The organism is Vogesella lacus (genome assembly GCF_979366295.1).
This window is the reverse complement of the sequence record NZ_CEETQT010000008.1, coordinates 26475-50094: the sequence shown is the minus strand read 5'-3', so window position 1 is coordinate 50094 and position 23620 is coordinate 26475. Positions and strand designations below refer to the sequence as shown.

Sequence of the window (23620 nt, the reverse complement as noted above, 5' to 3'; positions counted from 1 at the left end):
TTGGGGTGCAGATGGCTATGAAAAAGGAATTGCTGAATGTATCAAGAGATTAGTGACTTCATGCAAGCAAAACAAGCTGAATTTAACCTTCAGTCAATGACCGTGCTTGTTAATGGTAGCGATGCAGATGAGTATGATGACAAGAATGCTTTTGCTTTGACCCCCCAGTTTTCTGCACTGTCTATCACCGGGGATGATGCTCAGGCTTTTCTGCAGGGCCAACTATCTTCTGATGTGGCCGGCTTGGGGGGGAGTAATGTTCAGCTTTCCACATACTCCAATGCCAAGGGGCGCATGCAGGCAAGCCTGTTGATATGGCGTACTGGTGACAGCTTTGTTGCGGTAATCAGAACAGATTTACTGGAGCGCTTTGTAAAAAGGCTCTCAATGTTTGTAATGCGCTCCAAGGTAAAGATTACCCCTCTGGAGAGTGCTCGCTTGGCGTTCTGGTATGTGGGTGATGTCGCTGAAGAATTTGCCATCCTTGATCAGGATTCTGGCCATGTTGATATTGCCCTGAGTGGCGGTTTGGGCTTTCGTTGTGATTACTGCGGGGGTAAAACACTTCCTTTGTTGGGAGGGGAGCTAAAGAATAGTTCCTGGGCGGATCTTGCTTTGATTAATAGAGGTATTCCATGGGTTACTGATGCCACGTTTGAGGCATTTGTCCCCCAAATGGCAAATTTCGATTTGCTTGGAGGGGCTATCAGTTTCAAAAAGGGCTGTTATCCAGGGCAGGAAATCGTTGCGCGTACCCAGTATCTGGGTAAGGTAAAGCGCAGACTGTTCCGTGCACTGGTTAAGGAGGTCGCGGTAGTGGCTGGTGACGAGATTTTCGCCAGTAATGTTGATGGTCAATCGATTGGCAAGATTCTTATGGCTTGCAAGGTAAAGAGTGGAGTGGAGGTATTACTTGTTATGCAAACTGCAGCTTGGGAGGCTGATCCATACGTTATAAATTCGGCAGGATTGCGAGCAGGATTTGTCCAGTTGCCACTGCCATATAATGGTGTGTCTGAGTAAGACGGCTTGACGAGTAATAAGTAAATGACTATCTTGGTTTCAGAATCAGGATTTTATATATGGAGTTATTTATGGACTTGGCTAATCTGGATTATTCGCAGTTGCTGCAGTTGAAGACTGATGTTGATGCTGAAGTAAAACGCCGTGAAGTTGAAGAAAAGGCAAAGGCAAAAAAGCAGATTCTTGAAATTGCGAAAGCTTACGGCTTCAGCGTTGAAGATGTTCTGGGTGGCAAGCCGGTTGTTGTTGCCGCATCTCGTAAGCCCGTTGAGGTCAAGTATCGTCATCCAAATGACGAAAGCTTGACTTGGACTGGTCGTGGTCGCAAACCGCTATGGATTGTGGCCTTGCTGGATTCCGGTATTGATCTGGATGCATTGCGGGTTTAAGCGGATCTGATTTGCAAAGTAAGGCGCTGCTTCGGCAGCGCCTTACTTTTTTGGTAAGTGTTCATTGCCAATGTATTTGAAAACTGATGATATGATTAGGCTGTGAGCATTGGGGGCGGTTCTTGAGCTGACTATGGTGAAACTGGAGTTGTTCTCTTTTGGCGGGAAGCAACCTGCATCTCCTCTGGCTGATGCGAGAGCAGCTGCTGATTGGCATGCCCGTATGGTGCGCGAGGCAGGGGTTGGTGCGCATGAGCGTATTACGACCTTGCTGGCCGGGTTTAATAACGAGATTGATCACCCGCAGTTGCAGACACTTGAGGCAATTCTGGAGCTTGACCGTCTGGGGCGAGCCGCTCACGAACAACTCAGTGCGCAGTATCTTGCTGCTAAGGGGGGATTGGAGTTTCAGCTTCGTGGCCAGATCTTGCCTTACGGCAAGCAATTCATTTCGGCATTGCAGCGCTTTATCAATTTTGATCCGGATGGTGATGATGCGCCAAAGTTGCGCCCGCAACTGCCGCTGATCATCGGCAAGATGATGAATTATCTCATTGAGCATGCAATCTTCCAGTTCTACCGGCATGCCAGTCTCGATGAAGTAATGTGGGGGAATGTAAACCAGCTTTTCCGTTACGCGGAAGAGCATGGTATTGATGCCGTTCCGGTGATGCTCTACCCCGAAGAGCCGGTCACGACTATTCATGACCTGTATCTGTCATTGTTGATGATGTCCCTGCTCAATAGCGGGAATCTGATGACTCGACAGTTGCGAGCAGGTTACCAGCTGGTCATGCTGCTTTCCAATCGGATGACGCTTTCCAAGGATTTGTATGGGGAGAGCAGTTTCATGGTCAACATTCATCAGGCGGTTGCGCCGGCAAGGAGTCGTGGTGTTCCTCAGCACCTCGGCGTGCGTGTCTGGTCAACGGTGGACATGATTGATCAGCTGAATGTATGGATAGCGGTGTGTGATGGTGGTAGCAACCCTCCGCAGCTGAGGCAGTTTTTTGCAGTCGGTGGGGACGTTGCTTTGCTTCGTTTTCTTGCTCGTGAGTGGGCGGTCAAGCCTTTCCGTTTTGACCGCGCAGAGCGTGTACAGGTAGTGCACCTTCAGTTAGAGGTTGGCCGCACGTTTGCGGGTGTTCATAAGTTGGTACGTGACTACGAAGAGTCACTCCTGCAGTCGGGCAAGCCATCTGACTCGCCTGCGAATGTGGAAGAAGCTGCTGAAATCCGGATTTATGGTTTCGTTACCAGTCGGCGCAGAGAAAAGCTACCTCAGCAGGATGTCATTACCAGACAGGCTTTGCAGGTTGATACCTGTCTCTGGGAAATCGATAATCGCAGCGAAACAGGCTTTGGTGTTTACGCACCGAGCAGTCAGGATGAGTGGTTGACGCTGGGCACGCTGCTTGCAACCAGAGAAGCTGGTCAACTGGCTTGGGGTTTGAGCATAGTCAGACGTATGCGCAGGCTGGATGGTGGCAAGACTTACCTTGGCTTGCAACTGCTGACGGCGCGGCCGGTAGCGGCTTCCATTCGTCCGGAAAATGGTCGCCATGCTGATCCTACATTGCCGCAGACCATGCTGTGGAATCAGGGTGAGATTGCACTTTTCGTGTCTACTGTCCTTAATGGCGTTAAAACCAATACCTTGATTATTCCTTTGTCGAGCTATGCTCCTGGCAAGCATTTGCAGATGTTTGCCAAGAACAAAGGTTTTCTGATTGCCTTGGGCAAGGTAATCGACAAGGGGGTCGATTGGTGTCAGGCGGAGATCGAGCTGATTCGTTCTTTAAGTTGAGGTTGGCCGCAAGAACCAAATAAAAAAGCCCGACGGTTGTCGGGCTTTTTTATTTGGTTTTATTTAGCGCAGTTTGTGACTGACAGCGTAAATGGCACTCAGAGTTGCTTCACCAAGTCGCAGGCTGCGCTGGCCATTCCAGCCAAAGTCATCGTCCGGCAGGTTGTCATTATCCTTGAACGGCATTTCCAGGGTGTAGGCAAGGCAGTTGAACTGGTTGCCGACCCACGCGGTTGCCATGCTCAGATTGGCTGCGCCAGGGGCATCCTTGTCATAGCCATGCTCATCCTGGAAGTCAGGGGAGGCAATCTGCAGATTGTTCTTGAACTGGTGCTCCAGTTCGGCAATGTGTGCGTTGTAGGATGGCACGCCTTCGGTGCCGGCCACGAAGACATAAGGAATGGTTTCGTCACCGTGAATGTCGAGGAACAGATCCACGCCGGTTTCCAGCATTTTCTGGCGAACGTGGAATACTTCGGGACTGGTTTCCAGTGATGGCGTCAACCATTCGCGGTTGAGGTTTGCGCCTGCGGCATTGGTGCGCAAATTGCCAAGGATGGAGCCATCCGGGTTCATATTGGGCACAACATAGAATGTTGCTCTGTCGAGCAGGGCGCGCGAGGTCGGGTCTTGTGCATCAAGCAGGCGATTCAGCAGGCCTTCGACAAACCACTCGGCCATGGTCTCGCCGGGATGCTGGCGGGCGATGATCCAGATTTTCAGGTCGGATTCAACTTCATGGCCGATAGTCAGCAGATTGATGTCGCGTTGCTGCACTGTGCTGCCAAGATCGGAAACCTGGCAGAGGCCGGAGCTTTGCGCCATGCCGACCAGATTCAGATGTTGCTCGTGAGAGTAGGGCTCAAAGTAGGCGTAGTAGATGCTGCCGGACAGTGGCACGTGCTCGATGATCAGTTCGCCATCCTCCACAAAGGTCGGTACGCGGAACCAGTTGATACGATCGTAGGAAGCAACCGCCTGATAGCCATCCCAGCTTTTCGGGTAGGCAGTTTCGGCCAGATTCAGAAAGCGCAGTTTGCAGGACTGGTAAGCGGCGCCTTGCAGGCGGAAGTAAAACCACTGTGCAAAATCGGAGGCATTGTCTTTGGGGATGCGCAGCTGGATATCCTCAAAGCTGTTCATGGCGACGACTTCGATGTGGCCAGCGTCAAAATTGCTGCTGATTTTCATGCTGCTTACTTCCGTCTCAGGCTAAAGCGCTATTGTATCGCGGCTTGCCGGTCAATAAAAAGGAAAACCCGCCAGTGATGACTGGCGGGTTTTTTACAGAAAGCCAGATCAGGCAGCTGGTGCGCTACGCTTGCTGGCGGCCTTGACAGCGTCAACAGTGGCGCTGTTGGCAGCCTTGACGCTGGAGTCGGCAAACTCGGCAACCTGTTGGGCAGCCTTGGTCAGCGAGCTCAGTGCGGCCGTGCTGGCGGCAATGCTGGACTTCAGTGCATTAACGGCAGTCTCGGAGCCGGCTGGTGCATTCTTGCTCAGCTGGTCGATGTTGCCGATAACGGCTTTGTGAAACTCGTTGAAGTTGCCTTCGGTGATCTTGCTCAGTTCGGTCTGGGTTTCGGACACGATTTCGTAAACATTGCGGGAATTGGCTACCGCTTGCTCGATGCCTTGTACCGCCAGCTTGTTCAGCTGGGCAAAAGCTTCTTGCGGAGTCTTGACTGCAGGCAGTTCGCGAGCCAGCTTCACGCTTTCTTCCAGCGACTGCTTGGAGATTTCCAGATTCAGTTTGACCAGACGCTCGGCGCTGTCGATGGACAGTTGTGCGGCGCGCAAAACGATGTCCAGGTTGTTCAGGGCGAGCTTGTTCAGTTGTTCGTTTGCATTAATCATGATGTTACCCTCATCTGCTAGTGATGGATGGATTGGTTCAGGTGTAACGTCAAGCGGGCGTTTGTTAACTGCTTGTTTTTACGCAGCTGAATGCGTTTGCTTGCTGCGATGCACAATGACGAGGAAATTTTACTGCAGTGCAAAAAGAACTGGCTAGAAGTTTTGCTCTATCGTGTTGCATTTATGATAATGTGGCGGCACACAACAGAACTAAAATGCCGGGAGTGATGATGACTACAGAAAAGCGGGTAATCAAAAAATACCCAAATCGCCGTTTGTACGATACGGCGACCAGTTCCTACATTACGCTTGGGGATGTGAAGCAGCTGGTGCTGGATAATGTGGATATCCAGGTTGTCGATGCCAAGTCGCACGATGACATTACGCGTGGCGTATTGCTGCAGATCATTCTGGAAGAGGAGAGCGGCGGCTCGCCGATGTTCAGCTACGAAGTGCTGACCCAGTTCATCCGTTTCTATGGTCAGGCCATGCAGGGCATGATGGGGCCATTCCTCGAGAAAAACCTGCAGCTGTTTACCCAATTGCAGGCGCGCATGCAGGATCAGGCCAAGACGCTGTATGGCGACAACCCGATGGTGAATGCCAAGATGTGGGGAGATTTCCTGAACTTTCAGGGGCCAGCCATGCAGAACATGATGAGCAGCTATCTGGACCAGAGCACCAGCATGTTCATCGACATGCAGCAGCGCATGCAGGAGCAGGCGCGCACCATGTTCAGCGGTTTCGGTTTTCCGGCTTACCCGCCAGCGCAGGACGGCAAGCCGCAAGACGAGAAAAAATAAGGACTTGGCAGTTTTTTTCTGCCGCTGATTTACCTATAATCCGAGTCGATTTGGGCCGGGCGTTGCTAGGGCAGCGTCCGGCTTTCTGCATTTAATGGTTCTTTACAGGATTGCACTCACATGTCGTATGTTGCACCAAAAGTAGGCTTCATCGCTCTCGGCTGTCCCAAAGCCGGCTCGGACTCCGAGCAGATTCTGACTCGTCTGCGCGCCGAGGGGTATGAGATTACCGGTACTTATGATGATGCCGATCTGGTGGTGGTCAACACCTGTGGTTTTATCGATGCAGCCGTGCAGGAGTCGCTGGACGCGATTGGCGAAGCACTGAACGAAAACGGTAAGGTCATCGTGACCGGCTGTCTGGGTGCCAAGGGCGATGTAGTGAAAGAGGCACACCCGTCGGTGCTGGCCATTACCGGCCCGCACGCCACCGACGAAGTGATGGAGCACGTGCACCAGTACCTGCCAAAGCCGCATGACCCGTTTGTCGATCTGGTACCCGATATCGGCGTACGCCTGACGCCCAAGCACTACGCCTATGTGAAGATTTCCGAAGGCTGTAACCATCGTTGCACCTTCTGCATCATCCCGTCGATGCGTGGTGATCTGGACAGCCGTCCGATCGAAAGTATCCTGGCCGAGGCGGCCAACCTTGCCAAGGCCGGTGTGAAAGAGCTGCTGATCATTTCGCAGGATACTTCCGCCTACGGCGTGGACCAGAAATACAAGCTGGGCTTCTACAACGGTCGTCCGGTCAAGACCCGTCTGAAAGAGCTGTGCGAAGAGCTGGGCAAGCACGGCATCTGGGTACGTCTGCACTATGTTTACCCGTACCCGAGCGTGGACGAGGTGATTCCGCTGATGGCAGAAGGCAAGATCCTGCCTTACCTCGACATCCCGTTCCAGCACGCCAGCCAGAAAGTGCTGAAGGCGATGAAGCGTCCGGCCAATAGCGAGAACGTGCTGGGCCGCATCAAGAAGTGGCGTGAAATCTGTCCGGATCTGGTAATCCGTTCGACCTTCATCGTTGGTTTCCCGGGCGAGACTGAAGAAGACTTCGAAGAGCTGCTCGAATTCATCCGCGAAGCGCAACTTGATCGCGTCGGCTGTTTCACCTATTCGCCGGTCGAAGGCGCGGCGGCTAACGAGCTGGCCGATCCGGTGCCGGAAGAGGTCAAGGAAGCGCGCAAAGAGCGTTTCATGGAGTTGCAGGCGGAAATCTCCGCCGCAAGGTTGGCCGCACGTATCGGTCGCCGCTACACCGTGCTGGTCGACGAAATCGACGAAGAAGGCACGGCCATCTGCCGCAGCTATGCCGATGCGCCGGAGATTGATGGTCTGGTGTTTATCGAGGACGCTGAAGGCCTCGAAGCCGGCCAGTTTGTCGAGGTCGAAATCGTCGACGCCAGCGAGCACGATCTGTGGGGCGAGCGCGTCTGATCGCGTTTTGTCTGCAAAAAAGCCACGCAGCAATGCGTGGCTTTTTTCTTGGCTGCAAACAAGGCAATCAGACGTGCAGCAGCAGGAAGCGGCGCTCCCACGGGCTGATCACATCAAAGTATTCGCGATACTCTGCCTCCTTGATTGCGCTGTAAGTCTCGATGAAATGCTCGCCAAACATTGAGGCCAGCGGTTTGCAGGCCATCAGCTTGTCGATCGCGTCATCAAGATGGCGCGGCAGCTGGTGTGGCTGCTCGTAGGCACTGCCACTCAACGGTTCGTTTGGCATGATCTGTTCCTGCATGCCGAGAAAGCCGCAGGCGAGGCTGGCCGCAATCGCCAGATAAGGGTTCACATCCACGCCGGCCAGGCGGTTTTCTACCCGCCGTGCCTCCGGCCCGGAGTGTGGTACGCGCAAGCCGCAGGTGCGGTTGTCGTAGCCCCAGCTCAGGTTGATCGGTGCCGAGGTAAAGCGTGACAGGCGGCGATAGCTGTTCACATAGGGCGCAAAGAAGGGCATGGCCGCCGGCAGATAGGTTTGCAGGCCGCCGATAAAATGGAAAAACGCCGGTGAGGGGCTACCGTCTTCGAGGCTGAACAGATTCTGCCCGGTTTTGCTGTCAAGGATGCTCTGGTGAATATGCATGGCGCTGCCGGGTTGACCCTGCATCGGCTTGGCCATGAAGGTTGCGTACATATTGTGGCGTATCGCCACCTCGCGCACCGTGCGCTTGAACAGGAAGACCTGATCGGCCAGTGCCAGCGGCTCGCCATGATCGAGATTGATCTCCATCTGCGCGGTGCCCATTTCGTGGATCAGCGTATCAAGCGCCAGGCCTTGCGCTTCGCACCAGTCGTACATCTCGTCGAAGATATTGTCGTACTCGTTGACCGCGTCGATGCTGAAACTCTGCATGCCGGCCTCGGTGCGCTTGGTGCGGCCAACCGGCGGGCGCAGCGGGATGTCTTCGTCCGGCTCGATTTCAACCAGATAAAACTCCATCTCCGGCGCGACAATCGCTTGCCAGCCGGCATCGCTGTAATGCTGCAGGATGCGCTTGAGGACATTGCGTGGCGACAGGGTGGCTGGTGTGCCGTCAAAATTGACGCAGTCGTGGATGATCTGGGCGGTCGGTTCTTTGGCCCACGGTACCGGGCGGATGGTGCTGGCGTCCGGAATCAGCTTCATGTCCGGATCGGCCACCGAGGTGTAGTCTTTTTCCGGGTAGTCGCCGGTGACCGTCATCGACAGCACGGCCTCGGGCAGGCGCAGGCCGGTGGCGGGATTGTATTTGTGACGCGGTACGATCTTGCCGCGCGCCAGCCCGGTCATGTCCGGGATCAGGCATTCGATTTCGGTAATGCGATGGTCGTTAAGCCAGTTTTCTATCAATTGCGGATTATGCATGGGACACTCTCAGGTATGCGCGCCAGAGCTAGTCAGGCGGCGTTCGTGATTAAGCAGGGCGTGACGGCGACGGGCGAGAATCAGAAAAGTCTGGTTTTCGTCCAGGCGGGCGTCAAAAATACGGATAGGCAGTGGCAGGCGTTTGAGCTGCCGGAAAACTGCAAGCAATGTCTTTCCTTTCTTTAAACAAGGTCTGGCAAAGTGTTTAACATATTGTCAGTGCTGACAGCTGATGGTAGTTGGCCGCAGGCTGGCGGGTAAATAAGTGCGCGTTTGGTGATCAGGCTTTTAGCTTGGGTTGTGGAAATGTCGCGACAGAATTCAGGAAGCAAGCCGGCTGGCTTGTTTAAAAAAACATGACAGACTCGATGAAGGAAACCACGGTAGCCCGGTCGTGGCGCTGGTGGCACAAGCTGCCACTGGCGGTGGCAGGGCTGACCTTGCTGTTATGGCTGTTGCTGTGGGCAGTTGCACCGGGCGTGCTGCAGCAGCACGCCGCTGACTGGGCACGCCAGCATGGCCGGCAGTTGCAATTGCAGGATGTGCGCATCAATCCGTGGCAGATGCGGCTGGACGTTGGCCGCATTGCGCTACAAGAAGGTAATGGCCAGCCCTTGCTGCAGGCCAGCGGGCTGACACTGGATGCTGAACTGTGGGCCTTGCTGCTTGGGCGCTGGCAACTGGCCGAATTCAGCCTGCGCCAGCCTGTCGTCAATGTGCGGCGTGACGCTAGCGGGCAGTGGAACTGGTCGCGCTTTGTCAGCGATATCAGCCCGGCCAAGGCACAAACAGCCGAGCCGCAAGACAAAGCGCTGCCCGACCTGCTGCTGGAATACATCCGAATTGTCGAGGGCCAGATCATGCTGCAAGACCAGCTGGCCGAAGACACCCGCCTGCAGGCCTTGCCCTTGTCGCTGCATTTGCAGCAACTGAGTACCGAGCCCAAGCCGGGCGGCTATGCCTTGAGCGCACGACTGGATGACGGCACGCGGCTGGACTGGCGTGGCAATATCGGCCTGCAGCCTTTGCAGTCGCAGGGCGTGTTGCAGGTAAAAGGCTTTCATCCGGCCAGCATCTGGGGCTATGTTCATCCGTTTGTGCGCCTGACGCCGCCGCAGGGCACGCTGTCGCTAACCCTGCCTTACCAGTTTGACTACAGTGGCGCGCAGTGGCAGCTGCATGGCAAAGGCCTTGCTGCCAGCCTTGATCATCTGCTGCTGCAGGCGCCTGGCGGGCAAAGCCGGCTCAGTGTGCAAAGCCTGAGTCTGCGCGACGGCAGCTTTGATCTGGCCAAGCGCCAGCTGCAGCTGGGCAAAGTATTGCTGGATGGTGCCAGCCTCTCGACGCAGATTGCGGCCAACGGTCAGTCGGACTGGTTGCAGGCTTTGCCGCCTGCCAGTGCGCAAAAGGCGGCTGCCAAAGCGGCTACCGGCAAGGCCGGCAAGACCGAGCCGGGTTGGCAAGTGACGGTGCCGGACTTCCGGATACAAGGCGTGAGCCTGCAGGCCGAGCATCGCGGCTTTGCCCGGCCACTGACAGCCTCGCTGCAGCTCGATAGCCTGCAGGCTGCCGCTGCACTGGCGGCGGATGGCGGCTGGGCGGTCAAGGGCTTAAGCATGGCCTTCAAGGACATTCGTCTGGCCAGTCAGGGCTTGGGAGAGTGGCTGAACCTTGCCGGCATCAAGTTGGCCGCCAGTGATATTGATGGCAGCAAGCTGACGCTGAAGCCGGGCAATATCGAGGCTGAGGGCCTGCGCGTCGGTGTGCAACGGTTGGCGGATGGCAGCCTGCCTTTGCTGGCAGCCTTGCAACCACGACCTGCGGCCAACGGCCAAGCAGACAAAGCAGACAAAGCAGACAAAGCAGACAAAGCAGACAAAGCAGACAAAGCAGACAAAGCAGACAAAGCAGACAAAGCAGAAAAGACAGTCGCGCCAGCATGGCAGCTCGAGTATCCGCAGCTGAGCCTGCAGGGCGGGCGGCTGGATTGGCGCGATGCCACACTGGCCAAGCCGGTTGCGTTGGCGCTTGACGATATCGCGGTGAAACTGGCCCCTGCGGCCAGCCAGGGTTTTGATCTGAACGTGGCGGCCCGCATGGGGCAGGGTAGTCTGGCTGCAGAGCTGAAGCTTGCGGCCAATCTGTCGGATCTGGACGGTCGCTTGCGCATCGATGCCTTGCCTTTGCTGCCACTGGCACCCTATGCGCTGGACAAGACTGTGCTGCGCATGGGCAGCGGCAGCGCCTCGGCCGATCTCGGGCTTAATTGGCAAGACGGCAAATGGCGGCTGGATGGCCGTGCCGGTATCGAGCGGCTGGCCTTGTATGAGCCGGACGAGCGCGAGGTGCTGCTGGGCTGGCAGGGCTTGTCGGTGTCTGGCCTGCGTGCTGACCCGGCGCGCATCAGCATTGCTGACATCACCCTGCGCACGCCCAGATTGCGGCTGATTCTCGACGAGCAGCGCGTGCCCAATCTGACGCGACTGTTGAAAGCGCCTCCCGCGCCCGCCAGCAAGGCTGCGCCGACGAGCACCGCAACGGCAGCGCCGCAGTTCGATATCCGGGCGATTCGCGTGCGCAATGCCCGGCTGGACTTTGCCGATCTGGGCTTGAAACCGAGCTTTGGCAGCCGTATTCACGGCCTGTCAGGTAGCGTGCTGGGCCTCTCCAGCCGGCCGGGCCGCACCGGCTCGCTGGCGCTGGACGGGCTGGTCGACGAGTTTGGCGATGTGCGCATCCGCGGCGTGTTGTCGCCGCTGGACCCGACCCGCAATCTGGATATGGCGCTGAACTTCCGCAATGTGCCGCTGGGCAGCCTGAACCCGTACTCGATGAATTTTGCCGGCTGGCAGATCACCGATGGCCGGCTGGGCAGCGAGCTGCGCTATGTGCTGAAAGACCGGCAGCTGCACGGCGAAAACCGCATGGTGATAGACCACATCCAGCTGGGCGAGGAAGTGGCCGACTATCAGGGTACACGGCTGCCGCTGCGTCTGGCGGTGGCCTTGCTGGAAGACAGCGACGGCCGCATTGACCTGAGCCTGCCGGTGGCCGGCAGCCTTGACGAGCCGGAGTTCAGCTATGGCCATCTGGTGTGGCAGGCGCTGCGCAATATCCTCGTCAAGATCGTCACTGCGCCGTTCCGTGCCTTGTTTGGCGGCGAAGGCTTTGATGCGGTGTATAGCGATGCCGGTCTTGCGAGGATTGCGCCGCCCGAGCAGGAAAAACTGCAAAAGCTGGTCGAGCTGCTGCAAAAGCGTCCCAAGCTGAGTCTCGCCATTGGCGGCAGTTATGATGAGGCACTTGATGGTGCCGAGTTGCTGCGCTTGCGGGTGGATCGCGCCATTTTGCGCGACGCCGCCTACAAGTTGCAGACGGAAGAGCCGGTGCCGCAGCCCGATATGGCCGATGCTGCCGTGCGCAAGGCGGTGGGCAATGTCTATGCCGCGCAGTTTGGCCGTTTTGCCTGGCTGAAACGGGTGGCAACCGAGGCCGATACGGCCGAACGGGCGACGGCGATGCGCAAGGAGCTGCTGCAGGCTGGCAAGGTCACACCGGCCGAGCTGACAGCACTGGCTACCGCGCGTGGCGAGGCGGCGCGTGCGCTGATGCTGGCACGCGAGCCGATGTTGGCCGCAAGGCTGAGCCTGCTGGATGCAGACAAGGTCAAGGCCGAGAAAGACGGTATTCCGCTGCAACTCAAGCTGAAATAGGAGCCACCATGCTGCGCGAAATGACGATGAAAGATTACCCGGCAGTACTGGCACTGTGGCAGCAGACGCCGGGTATCTGTGTACGTGATGCCGATTCGGCGGCGGCTACAGAGCGCTATCTGCAGCGCAATCCCTGCCTGAGTTTTGTGGTTTGTGACGAAGGTCGGCTGGTCGGCTGTGTGATGGCCGGGCACGATGGCCGCCGCGGTCATCTGCAGCATCTTTTGGTATTGCCGGCCTACCGCCAGCGCGGCATTGCGCGTCAGCTGGTGAATGCCTGTCTGGATGGGCTGCTGGCGCAGGGCATTGCCAAAAGCCATATCGAGGTGCTGAACGATAATGCCGGCGCACGGCAGTTCTGGCAGAAGATAGGCTGGCAAGAGCGGCTGGATATCCGGCGCTATTCCTGTATTCATGCCGGTGGCGACAATGTCTGAGTGCGGCCAACGGTGCCCGGTGCCGCGAGCTGCGGATGCGGGCGGCGGATAAAAGCCAGAGGACGGTAGTCGCTGATCAGTACCGCAGTCATGCAGGCAAAACGGGTCGCCAGCGCGGCCCGTTTTGTTTTGCTCGCGCAATCGGCTTGTTGCGCTATATCCAAGTAAACAAACAGCCCGACAAGGGTCGATCGGGTTTTCCCTGATGGCGAACTCCCCAATGGTGCAGTGTTGTTGTTATTGATTTGATAGGGGCCATAAAAAATCAACGCCAAATTAGGGCGGGAGGATATGGCAATGAAACTGGCGACCCGATTGATGATCCTGACACTGATCAGCCTTGCCGGGCTGGTGTTACTGGGTAGTTTGTCACTGTATTTCAAAAAGCAGGATCTGCTGCGCGAAAAGGAAATCCAGATTACCGGCCTGTTGCAGCTGGCCGAGAATGTCGTCCAGAGCCGTTATCAGTTGGTGCAGGAAGGCAAGCTGCTGGAAGCCGAGGCCAAACGGCAGGCCTTGGCCACCCTGGCCGAGATTCGCAGCAAGCAGATTTATTTCTTTGTGCGTGACAGCGGCAATGTGATGCTTTACCACCCGACCACCAAGCGCATCGGCAAGGTGGACGATGGCGGCAAGGGGCCGGACGGGCGTACCTCGGTCGAGACCTATGCCGAGGCCTTGCAAAAACAGCATTATGGCCTGGTGTATGTGGTCGCGGCCAAGCCCGGTGTTGATCACGATGTGCCCAAGCTCAACGGCGTAGTGCGTACCGAGCCCTGGGGCTGGGTGATCGGTACCGGCTTCTTTGTTGACGACATTGACGAATCGTTCTGGGCTGAAGCGAGGCTGATGCTCGGGCTGGTGGTCATCGGTATAGCCGCTGTCGGCATCATGGCCTGGCTGTTGTCGCGCAGCATCTTGCGCTCGCTCGGTGGCGATCCGGCTTATGCCTCGCGTGTGGTACGGCGTATTGCCGAGGGGGATCTGACCGAAACCATCGAGGTTCAAGGGCCGGAACACAGCCTGCTGGGCAGCATGCGCGCAATGCAGCGCAATCTTGCCGGCATCATTCACGATATCCGCGAGGGCAGCCATCGCATTGCCGATTCCGGCGAGCAGCTCAAGTCACATATGCATCATCTGCAGCAGGTGTCGCACCATGCCAGTGAGTCGACCGCATCGGCAGCGGCAGCCATCGAACAACTGTCGGTCAGCATCGATCATGTCACCGCCAGTGCCCACGAGACTGAGCAGGACGCGCGCCAGACGGTGGACGAAGCCGCCAGCGGCGTCAGCATGACTGCAGCGGCCAGCCAGCATATCGAAAGAATTGCCGACGAGATTGGCGAAGTCAGTGGCCAGGTCGAATCGCTGTCCGAGCGCACCCGCCATATCAGCGGCATAGCCGAGACCATCCGTGATATCGCCAACCAGACCAATCTGCTGGCGCTGAATGCCGCCATCGAGGCGGCGCGTGCCGGCGAGAGTGGCCGCGGCTTTGCCGTGGTGGCTGATGAGGTGCGCAAGCTTGCCGAACGTACGGCCACCGCTACCGATGAAATCAGCACCATCGTGCAGGGTGTGGTGGGTGACACCGGCATGGTGACGGGGCAGGTGGCCGGCATCGCGCCCATCGTCAAGGACGGGGTGGCCAGTGTGCACCAGAGTTCGGTGGCCTTGCAGGCGATCAATTCACGGGCTTATCAGTCGCTGGATCGCATCCGCTCGGTGGCGCAGGCCATGTCGGAGCAGAGCAAGGCCGGCACCAGCATCGCCGGCAGTGTCGAGCAAGTGGCTGGCGTGGTGCATGAGGCGCTGTCCTCGGCCTCGCACGCCGTCGAGCAGATGAATGGCATCCAGGGGCAGGCCAATCAGCTGCGCGAGGCGGTTAACCGCTTCCGGACTTGAGGCCACATCATGAAACAGCTTGTTTGCTGGCTGGCCTTGTGGCTGGTGCCGTTTGCCGGTGCGGAAGAGCTGGCGGTCTATACCCATAGCCTGGACAAGGAAGTGCGGGGGATGGCCGATGGCAGTTTGCAGCCGCAGCCACACGGTGGTTTTCGCGCCTTCAGTCTGGCGCTGGTGCAAACCGCGATGGCCAGAATGGCATTGCCGCAGCCGGTGCGCGAGATTCCGCTGGTACGGGGTTTGCAGCAGCTGTCCACGGATGCACCGGTGATGCTGTTTACCCTGTTTCGTACCGCAGAGCGCGAGCGGCGTTACCAGTGGATAGGCCCGCTGTTTCGCGACCAGACCTTGCTTTACGAGCGTGTTGACCGGCCCTCGCGGGCCAAGTCACTGCAGGATGCCTTGCCGCAGCCGGTGTGCGCACTGCGGGGCGGCTCGCATGAACATCGTTTGCGTGAGCTGGGCTTTCAGCACGTCGAGCTCAGCAACAGTTATGAAGCCTGCCTGCGCATGCTGCAGGCGGGCCGGGTAAGGTTGGCCGCCATCATTCGCACCGACTATCCGGGCAAGCTCAGGGTGGCCGAAGTGCCGGCAGGGCTGTTGCGCAGCAGCGGGCTGGTGTTGATGGAGAACGACAGCTATATCGCGGTATCCCACGTCGTGCCGGCCAGCGAGGTCGAGCGCTGGAACCGGCAGATCGCCGATATCCGTGCGTCGGCCTTGTACGACGAACTCAAGGCGCTCTACCTGCCCTGACGCAGTATTCTGGCTTGCTGTCATGGCGGTAGCAGCCTGAGCTGGCGGGGTAGTCCGTGCCGGTGCGGCCGAGGTCGCCCAAGAGGTAGTCGCCGGCATTTGTTGATGGCCATCAACACTGTGCTGATCTATACCTAGTGTAATTTCCTTTTTGTTTCACTAGATATTGTGAGGCTGGCATGGGTCAGGACAAGAGCTTGGGTTGGATGGAGCAAGACATCTCGCGCGAGGTGCTGCTGGAAAAGTACGCCAAGAACGGCGAGCAGAGTGTGGCCGAGGTAAGACTGCGCGTGGCGCGGGCGCTGGCGGCACTCGAGGCCGATTCGGCGCGCTTCGAGCCGCTGTTCTTCGAGGCACTCGAAGGCGGCTTCATCCCCGGCGGGCGTATCAACTCGGCTGCCGGCACCGATCTCAAGGCCACGCTGATCAACTGCTTTGTGCAGCCGGTCGGCGATGCGGTAGCCGACACCGAAAACGGCAAGGTCGGCATCTATCAGGCGCTGTTGCAGTCGGCCGAAACCATGCGCCGTGGTGGCGGCGTCGGCTACAACTTCAGCCGCATCCGCCCCAAGGGGGCGCTGGTAAAAGGCACCAATAGCCGTGCCTCTGGCCCGGTGTCGTATATGCGTGTGTTTGACCGCAGTTGCGAGACGGTCGAATCGGCTGGGGCGCGCCGCGGTGCACAAATGGGCGTGCTGGACGTGAGCCACCCCGACATCGAAGACTTCATCCACGCCAAAGACCAGGGTGATCTGCGCAACTTCAATATCTCGGTCGGCGTGTCCGATGCTTTCATGCAGGCAGTCGAGGCCGATGGCGACTGGCCGTTGACGCACAGCGCGATGCCGTCGGCCGAGGTGTTCCCAGATTGCGAGCGCCAGCCAGATGGCCTGTGGGTGTATCGCAAAGTACGCGCACGCGACTTGTGGGCGCAGATCATGCACAGCACCTACGACCACGCCGAGCCGGGCGTGCTGTTCATGAGCAAGATCAACGCCGACAATAATCTGTCTTATTGCGAAGTTATCGAGTCCACCAACCCGTGCGGCGAGCAGCCCTTGCCCGACTACGGCTGCTGCGATCTGGGCTCGATCAACCTCACCCGTTTCGTGCGTCAGCCCTTTGGCGACAAGCCATCATTCGATTTCAAGGCCTTTGCCAAGGTGGTGCGTGCCTCGGTGCGCATGCTGGACAATGTGCTCGACCTCACCGTCTGGCCGCTCAAGGAGCAGGAACAGGAAGCGCAAAACAAGCGCCGTATCGGCCTCGGCTTCACCGGCCTGGGTGATGCGCTGATCATGCTGAAAGTGCGCTACGACAGCGAGGAAGGTCGAAGGTTGGCCGCCAGCATCAGCGAGGCGATGCGCGATGCGGCTTACGATGCTTCGGTCGATCTGGCCATCGAGAAGGGCGCGTTTCCATTGTTTGATGCCGAGCAGTATCTGGCCGCGCCGCATTGCGCCAGCCGGCTGCCGGACAGCATCAAAAAGCGCATTCGCCAGCATGGCATCCGCAACTCGCACCTGCTGTCGATTGCGCCGACCGGCACCATTTCGCTCGCCTTTGCCGACAACGCCAGCAACGGCATCGAGCCGCCGTTCTCGTGGTTTTACACGCGAAAGAAACGCATGGCTGATGGCAGCCAGCAGGAATATCTGGTCGAGGATCACGCCTACCGCGTGTGGCGCATGCAGGGTGGCGACACCAAGGCCTTGCCCGATTACTTTGTCAGCGCCCTGCAAATGAGCGCACTGGATCACATGCGCATGGTCGCCGCCGTCGCGCCCTTCATCGACACCGCGATTTCCAAGACCGTCAACGTGCCGGCCGATTACCCGTTTGCCGATTTTGAAACGCTCTACCTTGAAGCCTGGCGCGCCGGCCTCAAGGGCATCACCACCTACCGCCCCAATAGCGTGCTGGGTTCGGTGCTGTCGGTCGAGCCTGCGCCAACAGCTGCGGCCAACCCTGCCGAGCCGCAAGACCTCAACCAGAGCGACCCGGACCGCCGCATCACCCTCAACACCGCGCCGAGCCCGGCGCTCGCCAGCCTGAAATGGCCGCACCGCCCGCGCCTCAAACAAGGCAACCCGTCGTGGACATTCATGGTGGAAGGCGGCGAGGGCGACTTTGCCGTGATGGTCGGCCATATCGAAGCTGGCTCGGCCGAAGCCGCCCAGCCCTTCGAGTGTTGGGTCAACGGCGACGTGCCACGCGGCCTTGGCGCGATTGCCAAGACGCTGTCGATGGACATGCGCTGCCGCGACCGAGGCTGGATTGCTGCCAAGCTCGATGCGCTGATCGCCACCCGTGGCGACCGCCACTACCAGCTGGAGCTGGCCGATGGCGCGAGCTTCAGCAGCGCTGCGGCGGCCGCGCTCGGCCGCGTGGTGCGCTTTCGCAGCGAGCAACTTGGCGCACTGACCTTGGCAACAGGCGAGGCCACGCCGGTGATGGACGCGCTGTTTGCGCGCAAGGAGCCGAAATCCGGTGCCGACGGCACCATCAGCTGGTCGGTGGACGTGAAAAACCCGCAAACCGGTGACGACTGCGTGCTGTTCCTCAAGGAGCTGGTGTTGCCCAACGGCCAGCGCCGCCCGTACTCGATGTGGCTGGCCGGTCACTACCCGCGCGAACTCGATGGCCTGTGCAAGATGCTCAGCCTCGACATGCGCGTGATCGACCCGGCGTGGATTGGCATGAAGCTGCGCAAACTGCTGAGCTATGCCGAGCCGCAGGCCGACTTCTTCGCCCGCACACCTGGCAGCGACAAATCACAAAGCTGGCCATCGACCGAAGCCTACCTCGCCCGCCTCGTCATCCACCGCTACGCCATGCTGGGCATCCTCGGCGAAGACGGCGTGCCGGTAGAAGACATGGGCGTGATGGTGCCGGAGCAAGGCCAGCTGTTTGATGGCGCTACGGCGAATCTTGGCAATGGCACGATGGCCGGCAAAGCCTGCCCCGAATGCGGCAACCGCGCGGTGATCAAGAAAGACGGCTGCGAGTTCTGCACCGCCTGCGGCCATGTGGGGGCGTGCGGGTGATGGCGGGTTGATTTGCCGAGTCGGGAAGTCTGACTGGGAGTAAAAACGACTGCGGCCAACCTTTACCCAAGGTTGGCCGCAGTCTTGTTTGCCGGAAGATCACAGTCGATTCAGGCAGGCAATAGCAGTTATCTGTCAGTTTTTAGCTGGCAGCACCTACTGAGAGGCGGTCTTGCATGGTCTGGTACAGACTTGCGGCGGTCTGGCTGGCTGCCTTGAAGTCCAGCCACTGAATTTGCTGGCGCAAGTTCTCGTATTGGCTGGCATAGGCGGAGGGGGCTTGCTCTGGCATTGCGTCGAGAACATCCAGCACCTGCATATTGTTGTGGGCCAGCAGGGTCTGCATGGTTTGCAGCTGCTGCAGCATCGCCTGGTCATCCCAGGCAAGCCCGACCTGATTGTCGAGATCGAAGCTGGCAGGTAAGGCCTCTTGCAGCAGACGATCGGCATTCTGCAGTAGCGCGGCCAGCAGGCTGAGGGCCTCGGGTGGCAAGGCCTGAGCGGCACGGCATTGCTTTTCGAAGAGAGCGGCCTGACGTGACAGCGCGATTGCCCCCATGGTTGCGGCGCTGCCTTTAATGCTGTGACAAACCTGATAGCAAAGCGTCAGGTCATCAGCCTGGATGGCATTTTGCAGGGAGTCGAGCAATTGCTGTTGCTCGGGCCGGAACTGCTTCAGGGCCGAGCGGTATACCTCCTGCGCACCGCCAAAACGTCGCATGATGCTGTCCAGCGGCTCGACTTCTGGCGGGCTGTCTTCGTTATTTTGCGGCATTGCGGGGGCTCGGCTGGCTGCCGGCTTGTTGCCATGGGTCAGCAAGGCGTTCAGCAGTTGTTCCAGATCGACAGGTTTGCCGATGTGCTCGTTCATGCCGGCATCAAGGCAGGCTGCCCGGTCGGATTGCGAGGCATTGGCTGTCATGGCGATGATGGGTAGTGTGGCAAAGCGGGCATCGGCACGAATCCTGCGGGTGGCCTCCAGCCCATCAATATCCGGCATCTGCACATCCATCAACACGGCATCGAATGGTTCGCTGCCATTCAGTACTTGCGACACCCCGGATATCCCGCCCTCGGCCATGGCAATGCGTGCGCCCTGATGGCTGAGCAGCTCGGCGGCGATCTGCCGGTTCAGCGCATTGTCTTCCACAATCAGGATGTGCATGCCTTGCAGGCGTTGCTGTGGCAGCTGGGGGAGAGCCACCTGGGGCGTCGAGGCACCCTGCAAGGCTCGCGATACGGCCTGCAGCAACTGGCTGGGGGTGACGGGCTTGGTCAGCAAGTCTGTATAGGGCGGAGGCTCCTGCAGCGAGTGGGTAGACAAAACCTCTTTATCGTGCGCAGTCAGCATGATGATTTGCGGGAGGTGCTTGTCCGAGTGCAGCTTGTCGCGGATCAGGCGGGCGGCGGTCAGGCCGTCCATGTCGGGCATTTTCCAGTCCATCAGGATGACATCAAAATCGTTGCCTTGTTGTTGTGCCTGGAGCGTGGCACCAACAGCGGCCAGGCCACCCTTGATGTGTTGGGTCTGCCAGCCCAGCGAGGTAATGGTGTGGATGATGAGCTCGGCGACCAGCGGGTTGTCTTCGACCACCAGTACGCGCAAGGTTCGAGTCGATAGCGGCGCTTGCGCGATCAGCGGCGTGCTGTCGGCGATCGGTAGCCAGATGTCAAACCAGAAGCGGCTACCTTGGCCCAGCTGGCTTTCCAGCTGTAATTGGCCACCCATCAGTTGTACCAGCCGCTGGCTGATGACCAGCCCCAGACCGGAGCCGCCATAGCGTCGCGTGGTGGAGGCTTCGGCTTGGGTAAAGCCGTCGAAGATGCGGGTTTGTTGCTCGGGACTGATGCCGATGCCGGTGTCTTTGACGGCAAAGCGCAATTGCAACTTGTCATCGTCCTGTGACTCCGCCGATACCTGCAGTTGCACCACGCCCTGACTGGTGAACTTGAGCGCATTGCCGGTGAGGTTGATCAGGATCTGCAGCAGGCGCAGGCCATCCCCCATCAGTTGTTGTGGCAGCTTGGGGTCGACGTCGAACATGATTTCAACGTCTTTGTCGCCCTGATTGCCGGTCAGCACGATGGCGAGGTCGTGCAGCAGCTTGTCCAGTGCAAAGGCATGCACATCCAGCTGCAGTTTGCCGGCCTCTATCTTGGAGTAATCGAGAATGTCATTCAGCAGGCCTAGCAGGGCAGTGCCAGCCCCTTGGGCCTTGCTGACGTAGTCAAGCTGGCGCGCGGACAGCGGGGTTTGCTTCATCAGCTGCAGCATGCCGAGTACGGCATTCATCGGGGTACGAATTTCGTGGCTCATATTGGCGAGGAAGGACGACTTGGCGGCGCTGGCCGCATCCGCACGGTCCTTGGCCTCGCGCAGATGTCCTTCCAGCAAGAGCTGGGTGGTGATGTCCAGATTGATGCCGGTAACGCGCAGGACATTGCCCTCGCTGTCGCGCTCGATCTGCGCGCCAGCCTGGATATGGATGATGCTGCCATCCGGGCGGACAACCCGGAATACCGGGTCGTAATTGCCATGGCCGGCTACAGCATCCAGCAGGGATTTTTCGGTGGCCGCGATGTCGTCCGGATGGACGCGGCTATACCAGTGCTGGTAGTTGAGGCCTTCTTCCCGCAGGCTGTTTGGCCACCCGTACATTTCGTACATGCGGTCATTCCAGTGCAGGCTGTTGTCGGCAAGCACCCAGCTCCACACCCCAAGCTCGGCAACGTTGGCCGCCATGGCCAGCTGATCTCGCGTGGCCAGTACTTCGGCCTGTTGCTGGCGTAGTGGAGAGAGGTCGGTAATAACGGCGACGGCAACCTGCCCCTCGGTAGAAAGGTGTATGCCAAGATTGAGTTGAGCCGGAAAGCTGCTGCCATCCTTGCGTTGAGCCTCGACTTCCAGACGCAGGGCGTGATGCTCGGCATGACTGTCAGTCAGCACTTGCAGCAGCTGCCTGTATTCTGTGGTGGAGAATCCCGGCAGCAGCTGATTCAGCGGCTGGCCGATAATCTCTTCACCGGGCCAGCCGAAGATGTCTTCGCCGGCCTGATTGAATGACTGGATATCGCCCTGGGCATTGATGGTGAGGACCGGATTGGGGGCGGTATCCAGAATGGCCTTGGTGGTGGCAAGGCTGGCCGCCAGCTGGTGTTGGGCTTGCAGGCGCTGGCTGATGTCGATGGCGATGAACAGGTAGCCGCTGCTATGGCCGTGCGTATCCCGAATCGGCGTAGCTGCAACCGAGACCGGAAACTGGCTGCCATCCTTGCGGCAGTACGTCCACTCTCGGACTTCAGCCCCTTGCACGTCTGCCAGATAGACCAAGATATCAAAGGCCGACACGGTCGTCAGATGGTCGAGTTGCAGCATGCTGCTGTGCTGGCTGATTTCGCTGGCAAGGTGAATCTGTGTCGGGCTGGCTTTGTGTAATACGTCCGCCGCCTGATAGCCCAGCATCAGCTCGGCCCCCCGGTTAAACAAGGTGATATTGCCCTGTGGGTCGGTGGCGATGATGGCCATCTCGGTGGCGGCGCGCAGTACGCTTTCCAGCATCTGGTTGACGTGGGCGAGCTCCTGGGTGCGGTTTTGTACCTGTGATTCAAGGTTGCTGTTGAGTTCGTGAATCTGTGCTTCGGCCAGCTTTTGGCGACTGATGTCGCGCAGCGTCTTCGAGCCGCCAATGACTTTGCCCTGATCATCCAGAATGGGCGATGCGGTAAGGGAAACATCCAGCAACTGGCCGTTCTTGTGCCGACGCCGGGTTTCCAGCCCTGGCAACAGCTTGCCCTGCCGAATGTGTTGCAGAATGGATGCTTCCTCTGCTTGCAGTACCTCTGGTACCAGGATATCCGAGACGCGCTGCCCGATGACTTCCTCAGCCCGGAAACCGAACAGGGCTTCGGCGCCACTGTTCCACGAGGTAATGATGCCATCATTCTGGAATCCGACAATGCCATCGGCCGAACTGGAGACAATTGCGGCCAACCTGGCCTGCTGGTCCTGAAATTCGCGTCGCCGCAGCCGGTTCAGACGAATGGTGGCCAGCAGAGCGGCAAGCAGGGTGCTGGCGATACTGCCGATGATGAACACCTGCAAGGGTGAGGTGAGATTGAGCTGGCGGATGAATGCCGGTCCGGCAAACAGCTGAATCTGCCACTGGCGCCCAAAAATCGCTCGGCTCAGCTGTGCCGAAGGCATGCCACGGGTGGCGTGCTGGGGCAGATAGAATGGCAAGGGCTGTTGTGGGTCGGTAATGTCGCTAAGTTGCAGTTGAAGATAGTCCGGATTGCCGCGCAACTCTCCCAGTACGTCATCCATCAGCAGAGGGGCGTAACTCCAGCCTATGGCTTTTTGCCGGCGTGCCTCGACCGTTGCCGGCGTGGCACCGTCACGATAGACCGGTAGCAGGAACAGAAAGGATTGCATCGGCTTGCCGGTGGCTTGCACCAGGGTGATTGGCGCGGTCAATTGTGGTGTGCCTGATGTCATGGCCGCGATGGCAGCCGTCCGCCGGTGTTCTTCGGTGGCAATATCCAGACCGACAGCCTTGGTGTTGACGCTCAGCGGGAAAATATACTGGATGACAAAACGTTCGGCCTTGCTTGGTGCCAGCTCCCTGATCTGGAATCCGGGCTGCCGATCGGCCCGAGCCTGTTGCAGAAAAGCGGCTTCGTTACTCGGCAGCACCCGCTTGATGTAGCCAAAACCCCGTGCGCCCCGAAACTCTTTGGCCAGGTCCCGGGTTTGCATATAGTGCTCGATCTTGCTGAAGCTTAATTGGTCGCCGGCGGTAAGCACGACGCCACGCATGCCGCGCAGGCCGTATTGGTATTGCATGAAGCGCTCGTGCACCTGATCTGACATTTTCTCCAGCGTCTGCTGCAGGGTGGAGGTCAGTCGTGCCTGATTATCCTGATTGACTTGCCAGGCCAGCAAGGCGCTGGCCAGACTGCCGAGCAGCAGCACGATGACACCGTACCTGCCGGCAAGTGTCATATGAGGGTGCTTGAGCATGAACATCCCCTT

15 protein-coding genes are annotated in these 23620 nt (G+C 58.5%); 10 read left to right on the top strand and 5 right to left on the bottom strand.

What is annotated here, in order from left to right; translation table 11 throughout:
• The first annotated feature begins 36 nt into the window (after positions 1-36).
• The 3 genes from ygfZ (at position 37) to ACZ9W6_RS11360 (ending at position 3219) form a co-directional block, all read left to right on the top strand.
• A complete protein-coding gene (ygfZ, locus tag ACZ9W6_RS11370; RefSeq protein WP_465191270.1) occupies positions 37-1023 on the top strand; it encodes a CAF17-like 4Fe-4S cluster assembly/insertion protein YgfZ in 987 nt (328 codons plus the stop codon).
• 59 nt (positions 1024-1082) lie between these two features.
• Entirely contained in the window at positions 1083-1412 is a 330-nt protein-coding gene (locus tag ACZ9W6_RS11365; protein ID WP_465191269.1) for an H-NS histone family protein, read from the top strand.
• Between the two features lie 133 nt (positions 1413-1545).
• Positions 1546-3219: a hypothetical protein gene (locus ACZ9W6_RS11360; protein ID WP_465191268.1), complete on the top strand. Its 1674-nt coding sequence runs from the start codon at positions 1546-1548 to the stop codon at positions 3217-3219.
• Between the two features lie 63 nt (positions 3220-3282).
• On the opposite strand, the gene ACZ9W6_RS11355 is transcribed toward ACZ9W6_RS11360, so the two are convergent.
• Positions 3283-4410 (bottom strand): M14 family metallopeptidase, encoded by a 1128-nt coding sequence (locus ACZ9W6_RS11355; protein WP_465191267.1) that lies wholly within the window; start codon positions 4408-4410, stop codon positions 3283-3285.
• A gap of 108 nt (positions 4411-4518) precedes the next feature.
• Positions 4519-5076 carry a phasin family protein gene (locus tag ACZ9W6_RS11350; protein ID WP_465191266.1) on the bottom strand — a complete coding sequence of 186 codons (558 nt, stop codon included), beginning with the start codon at positions 5074-5076 and terminating at the stop codon, positions 4519-4521.
• A 230-nt stretch (positions 5077-5306) separates the two neighbouring features.
• Here ACZ9W6_RS11350 and phaR point away from each other — a divergent pair, with 230 nt between their 5' ends.
• A complete protein-coding gene (phaR, locus tag ACZ9W6_RS11345; protein ID WP_465191265.1) occupies positions 5307-5879 on the top strand; it encodes a polyhydroxyalkanoate synthesis repressor PhaR in 573 nt (190 codons plus the stop codon).
• 120 nt (positions 5880-5999) lie between these two features.
• On the top strand, positions 6000-7319 hold the full coding sequence (gene rimO / locus ACZ9W6_RS11340) for a 30S ribosomal protein S12 methylthiotransferase RimO (protein WP_465191264.1): 1320 nt from the start codon (positions 6000-6002) through the stop codon (positions 7317-7319).
• Positions 7320-7386: 67 nt separating this feature from the next.
• Here the strand turns inward: rimO and ACZ9W6_RS11335 are convergent, their stop codons facing one another.
• Entirely contained in the window at positions 7387-8727 is a 1341-nt protein-coding gene (locus tag ACZ9W6_RS11335) for a glutamine synthetase family protein (RefSeq protein WP_465191263.1), read from the bottom strand.
• Positions 8728-8736: 9 nt separating this feature from the next.
• On the bottom strand, positions 8737-8895 hold the full coding sequence (locus ACZ9W6_RS11330) for a hypothetical protein (RefSeq protein WP_465191262.1): 159 nt from the start codon (positions 8893-8895) through the stop codon (positions 8737-8739).
• A gap of 200 nt (positions 8896-9095) precedes the next feature.
• Here ACZ9W6_RS11330 and ACZ9W6_RS11325 point away from each other — a divergent pair, with 200 nt between their 5' ends.
• The 5 genes from ACZ9W6_RS11325 to ACZ9W6_RS11305 all read left to right on the top strand — a co-directional run bounded on the left by ACZ9W6_RS11325 (position 9096) and on the right by ACZ9W6_RS11305 (position 18588).
• On the top strand, positions 9096-12440 hold the full coding sequence (locus ACZ9W6_RS11325) for a DUF748 domain-containing protein (RefSeq protein WP_465191260.1): 3345 nt from the start codon (positions 9096-9098) through the stop codon (positions 12438-12440).
• Positions 12441-12448: 8 nt separating this feature from the next.
• Positions 12449-12877, top strand: a complete 429-nt coding sequence (locus ACZ9W6_RS11320; RefSeq protein ID WP_465191259.1) for a GNAT family N-acetyltransferase — start codon at positions 12449-12451, stop codon at positions 12875-12877.
• A gap of 297 nt (positions 12878-13174) precedes the next feature.
• Positions 13175-14785, top strand: a complete 1611-nt coding sequence (locus ACZ9W6_RS11315) for a methyl-accepting chemotaxis protein (RefSeq protein ID WP_465191258.1) — start codon at positions 13175-13177, stop codon at positions 14783-14785.
• Positions 14786-14794: 9 nt separating this feature from the next.
• Positions 14795-15541 carry a substrate-binding periplasmic protein gene (locus ACZ9W6_RS11310; RefSeq protein ID WP_465191257.1) on the top strand — a complete coding sequence of 249 codons (747 nt, stop codon included), beginning with the start codon at positions 14795-14797 and terminating at the stop codon, positions 15539-15541.
• Positions 15542-15720: 179 nt separating this feature from the next.
• Positions 15721-18588, top strand: a complete 2868-nt coding sequence (locus ACZ9W6_RS11305; protein ID WP_465191256.1) for an adenosylcobalamin-dependent ribonucleoside-diphosphate reductase — start codon at positions 15721-15723, stop codon at positions 18586-18588.
• Positions 18589-18730: 142 nt separating this feature from the next.
• Here ACZ9W6_RS11305 and ACZ9W6_RS11300 read toward each other — a convergent pair whose 3' ends face one another.
• Complete coding sequence (locus ACZ9W6_RS11300) at positions 18731-23608, bottom strand: PAS domain S-box protein (RefSeq protein WP_465191255.1); 4878 nt, start codon at positions 23606-23608, stop codon at positions 18731-18733.
• Positions 23609-23620 lie beyond the last annotated feature (12 nt).

Excerpts from the sequence above, each read along its gene's own strand:
- ACZ9W6_RS11320 (WP_465191259.1), top strand. The coding sequence starts at position 12,449 with ATGCTGCGCGAAATGACGATGAAAGATTACCCGGCAGTACTGGCACTG.
- ACZ9W6_RS11365 (WP_465191269.1), top strand. The coding sequence starts at position 1,083 with ATGGAGTTATTTATGGACTTGGCTAATCTGGATTATTCGCAGTTGCTG.
- ACZ9W6_RS11315 (WP_465191258.1), top strand. The coding sequence starts at position 13,175 with ATGAAACTGGCGACCCGATTGATGATCCTGACACTGATCAGCCTTGCC.
- ACZ9W6_RS11350 (WP_465191266.1), bottom strand. The coding sequence starts at position 5,076 with ATGATTAATGCAAACGAACAACTGAACAAGCTCGCCCTGAACAACCTG.
- ACZ9W6_RS11325 (WP_465191260.1), top strand. The coding sequence starts at position 9,096 with ATGAAGGAAACCACGGTAGCCCGGTCGTGGCGCTGGTGGCACAAGCTG.
- phaR (WP_465191265.1), top strand. The coding sequence starts at position 5,307 with ATGACTACAGAAAAGCGGGTAATCAAAAAATACCCAAATCGCCGTTTG.
- ACZ9W6_RS11310 (WP_465191257.1), top strand. The coding sequence starts at position 14,795 with ATGAAACAGCTTGTTTGCTGGCTGGCCTTGTGGCTGGTGCCGTTTGCC.
- ACZ9W6_RS11300 (WP_465191255.1), bottom strand. The coding sequence starts at position 23,608 with ATGCTCAAGCACCCTCATATGACACTTGCCGGCAGGTACGGTGTCATC.
- rimO (WP_465191264.1), top strand. The coding sequence starts at position 6,000 with ATGTCGTATGTTGCACCAAAAGTAGGCTTCATCGCTCTCGGCTGTCCC.
- ACZ9W6_RS11335 (WP_465191263.1), bottom strand. The coding sequence starts at position 8,727 with ATGCATAATCCGCAATTGATAGAAAACTGGCTTAACGACCATCGCATT.
- ACZ9W6_RS11355 (WP_465191267.1), bottom strand. The coding sequence starts at position 4,410 with ATGAAAATCAGCAGCAATTTTGACGCTGGCCACATCGAAGTCGTCGCC.
- ygfZ (WP_465191270.1), top strand. The coding sequence starts at position 37 with ATGTATCAAGAGATTAGTGACTTCATGCAAGCAAAACAAGCTGAATTT.
- ACZ9W6_RS11305 (WP_465191256.1), top strand. The coding sequence starts at position 15,721 with ATGGGTCAGGACAAGAGCTTGGGTTGGATGGAGCAAGACATCTCGCGC.
- ACZ9W6_RS11360 (WP_465191268.1), top strand. The coding sequence starts at position 1,546 with ATGGTGAAACTGGAGTTGTTCTCTTTTGGCGGGAAGCAACCTGCATCT.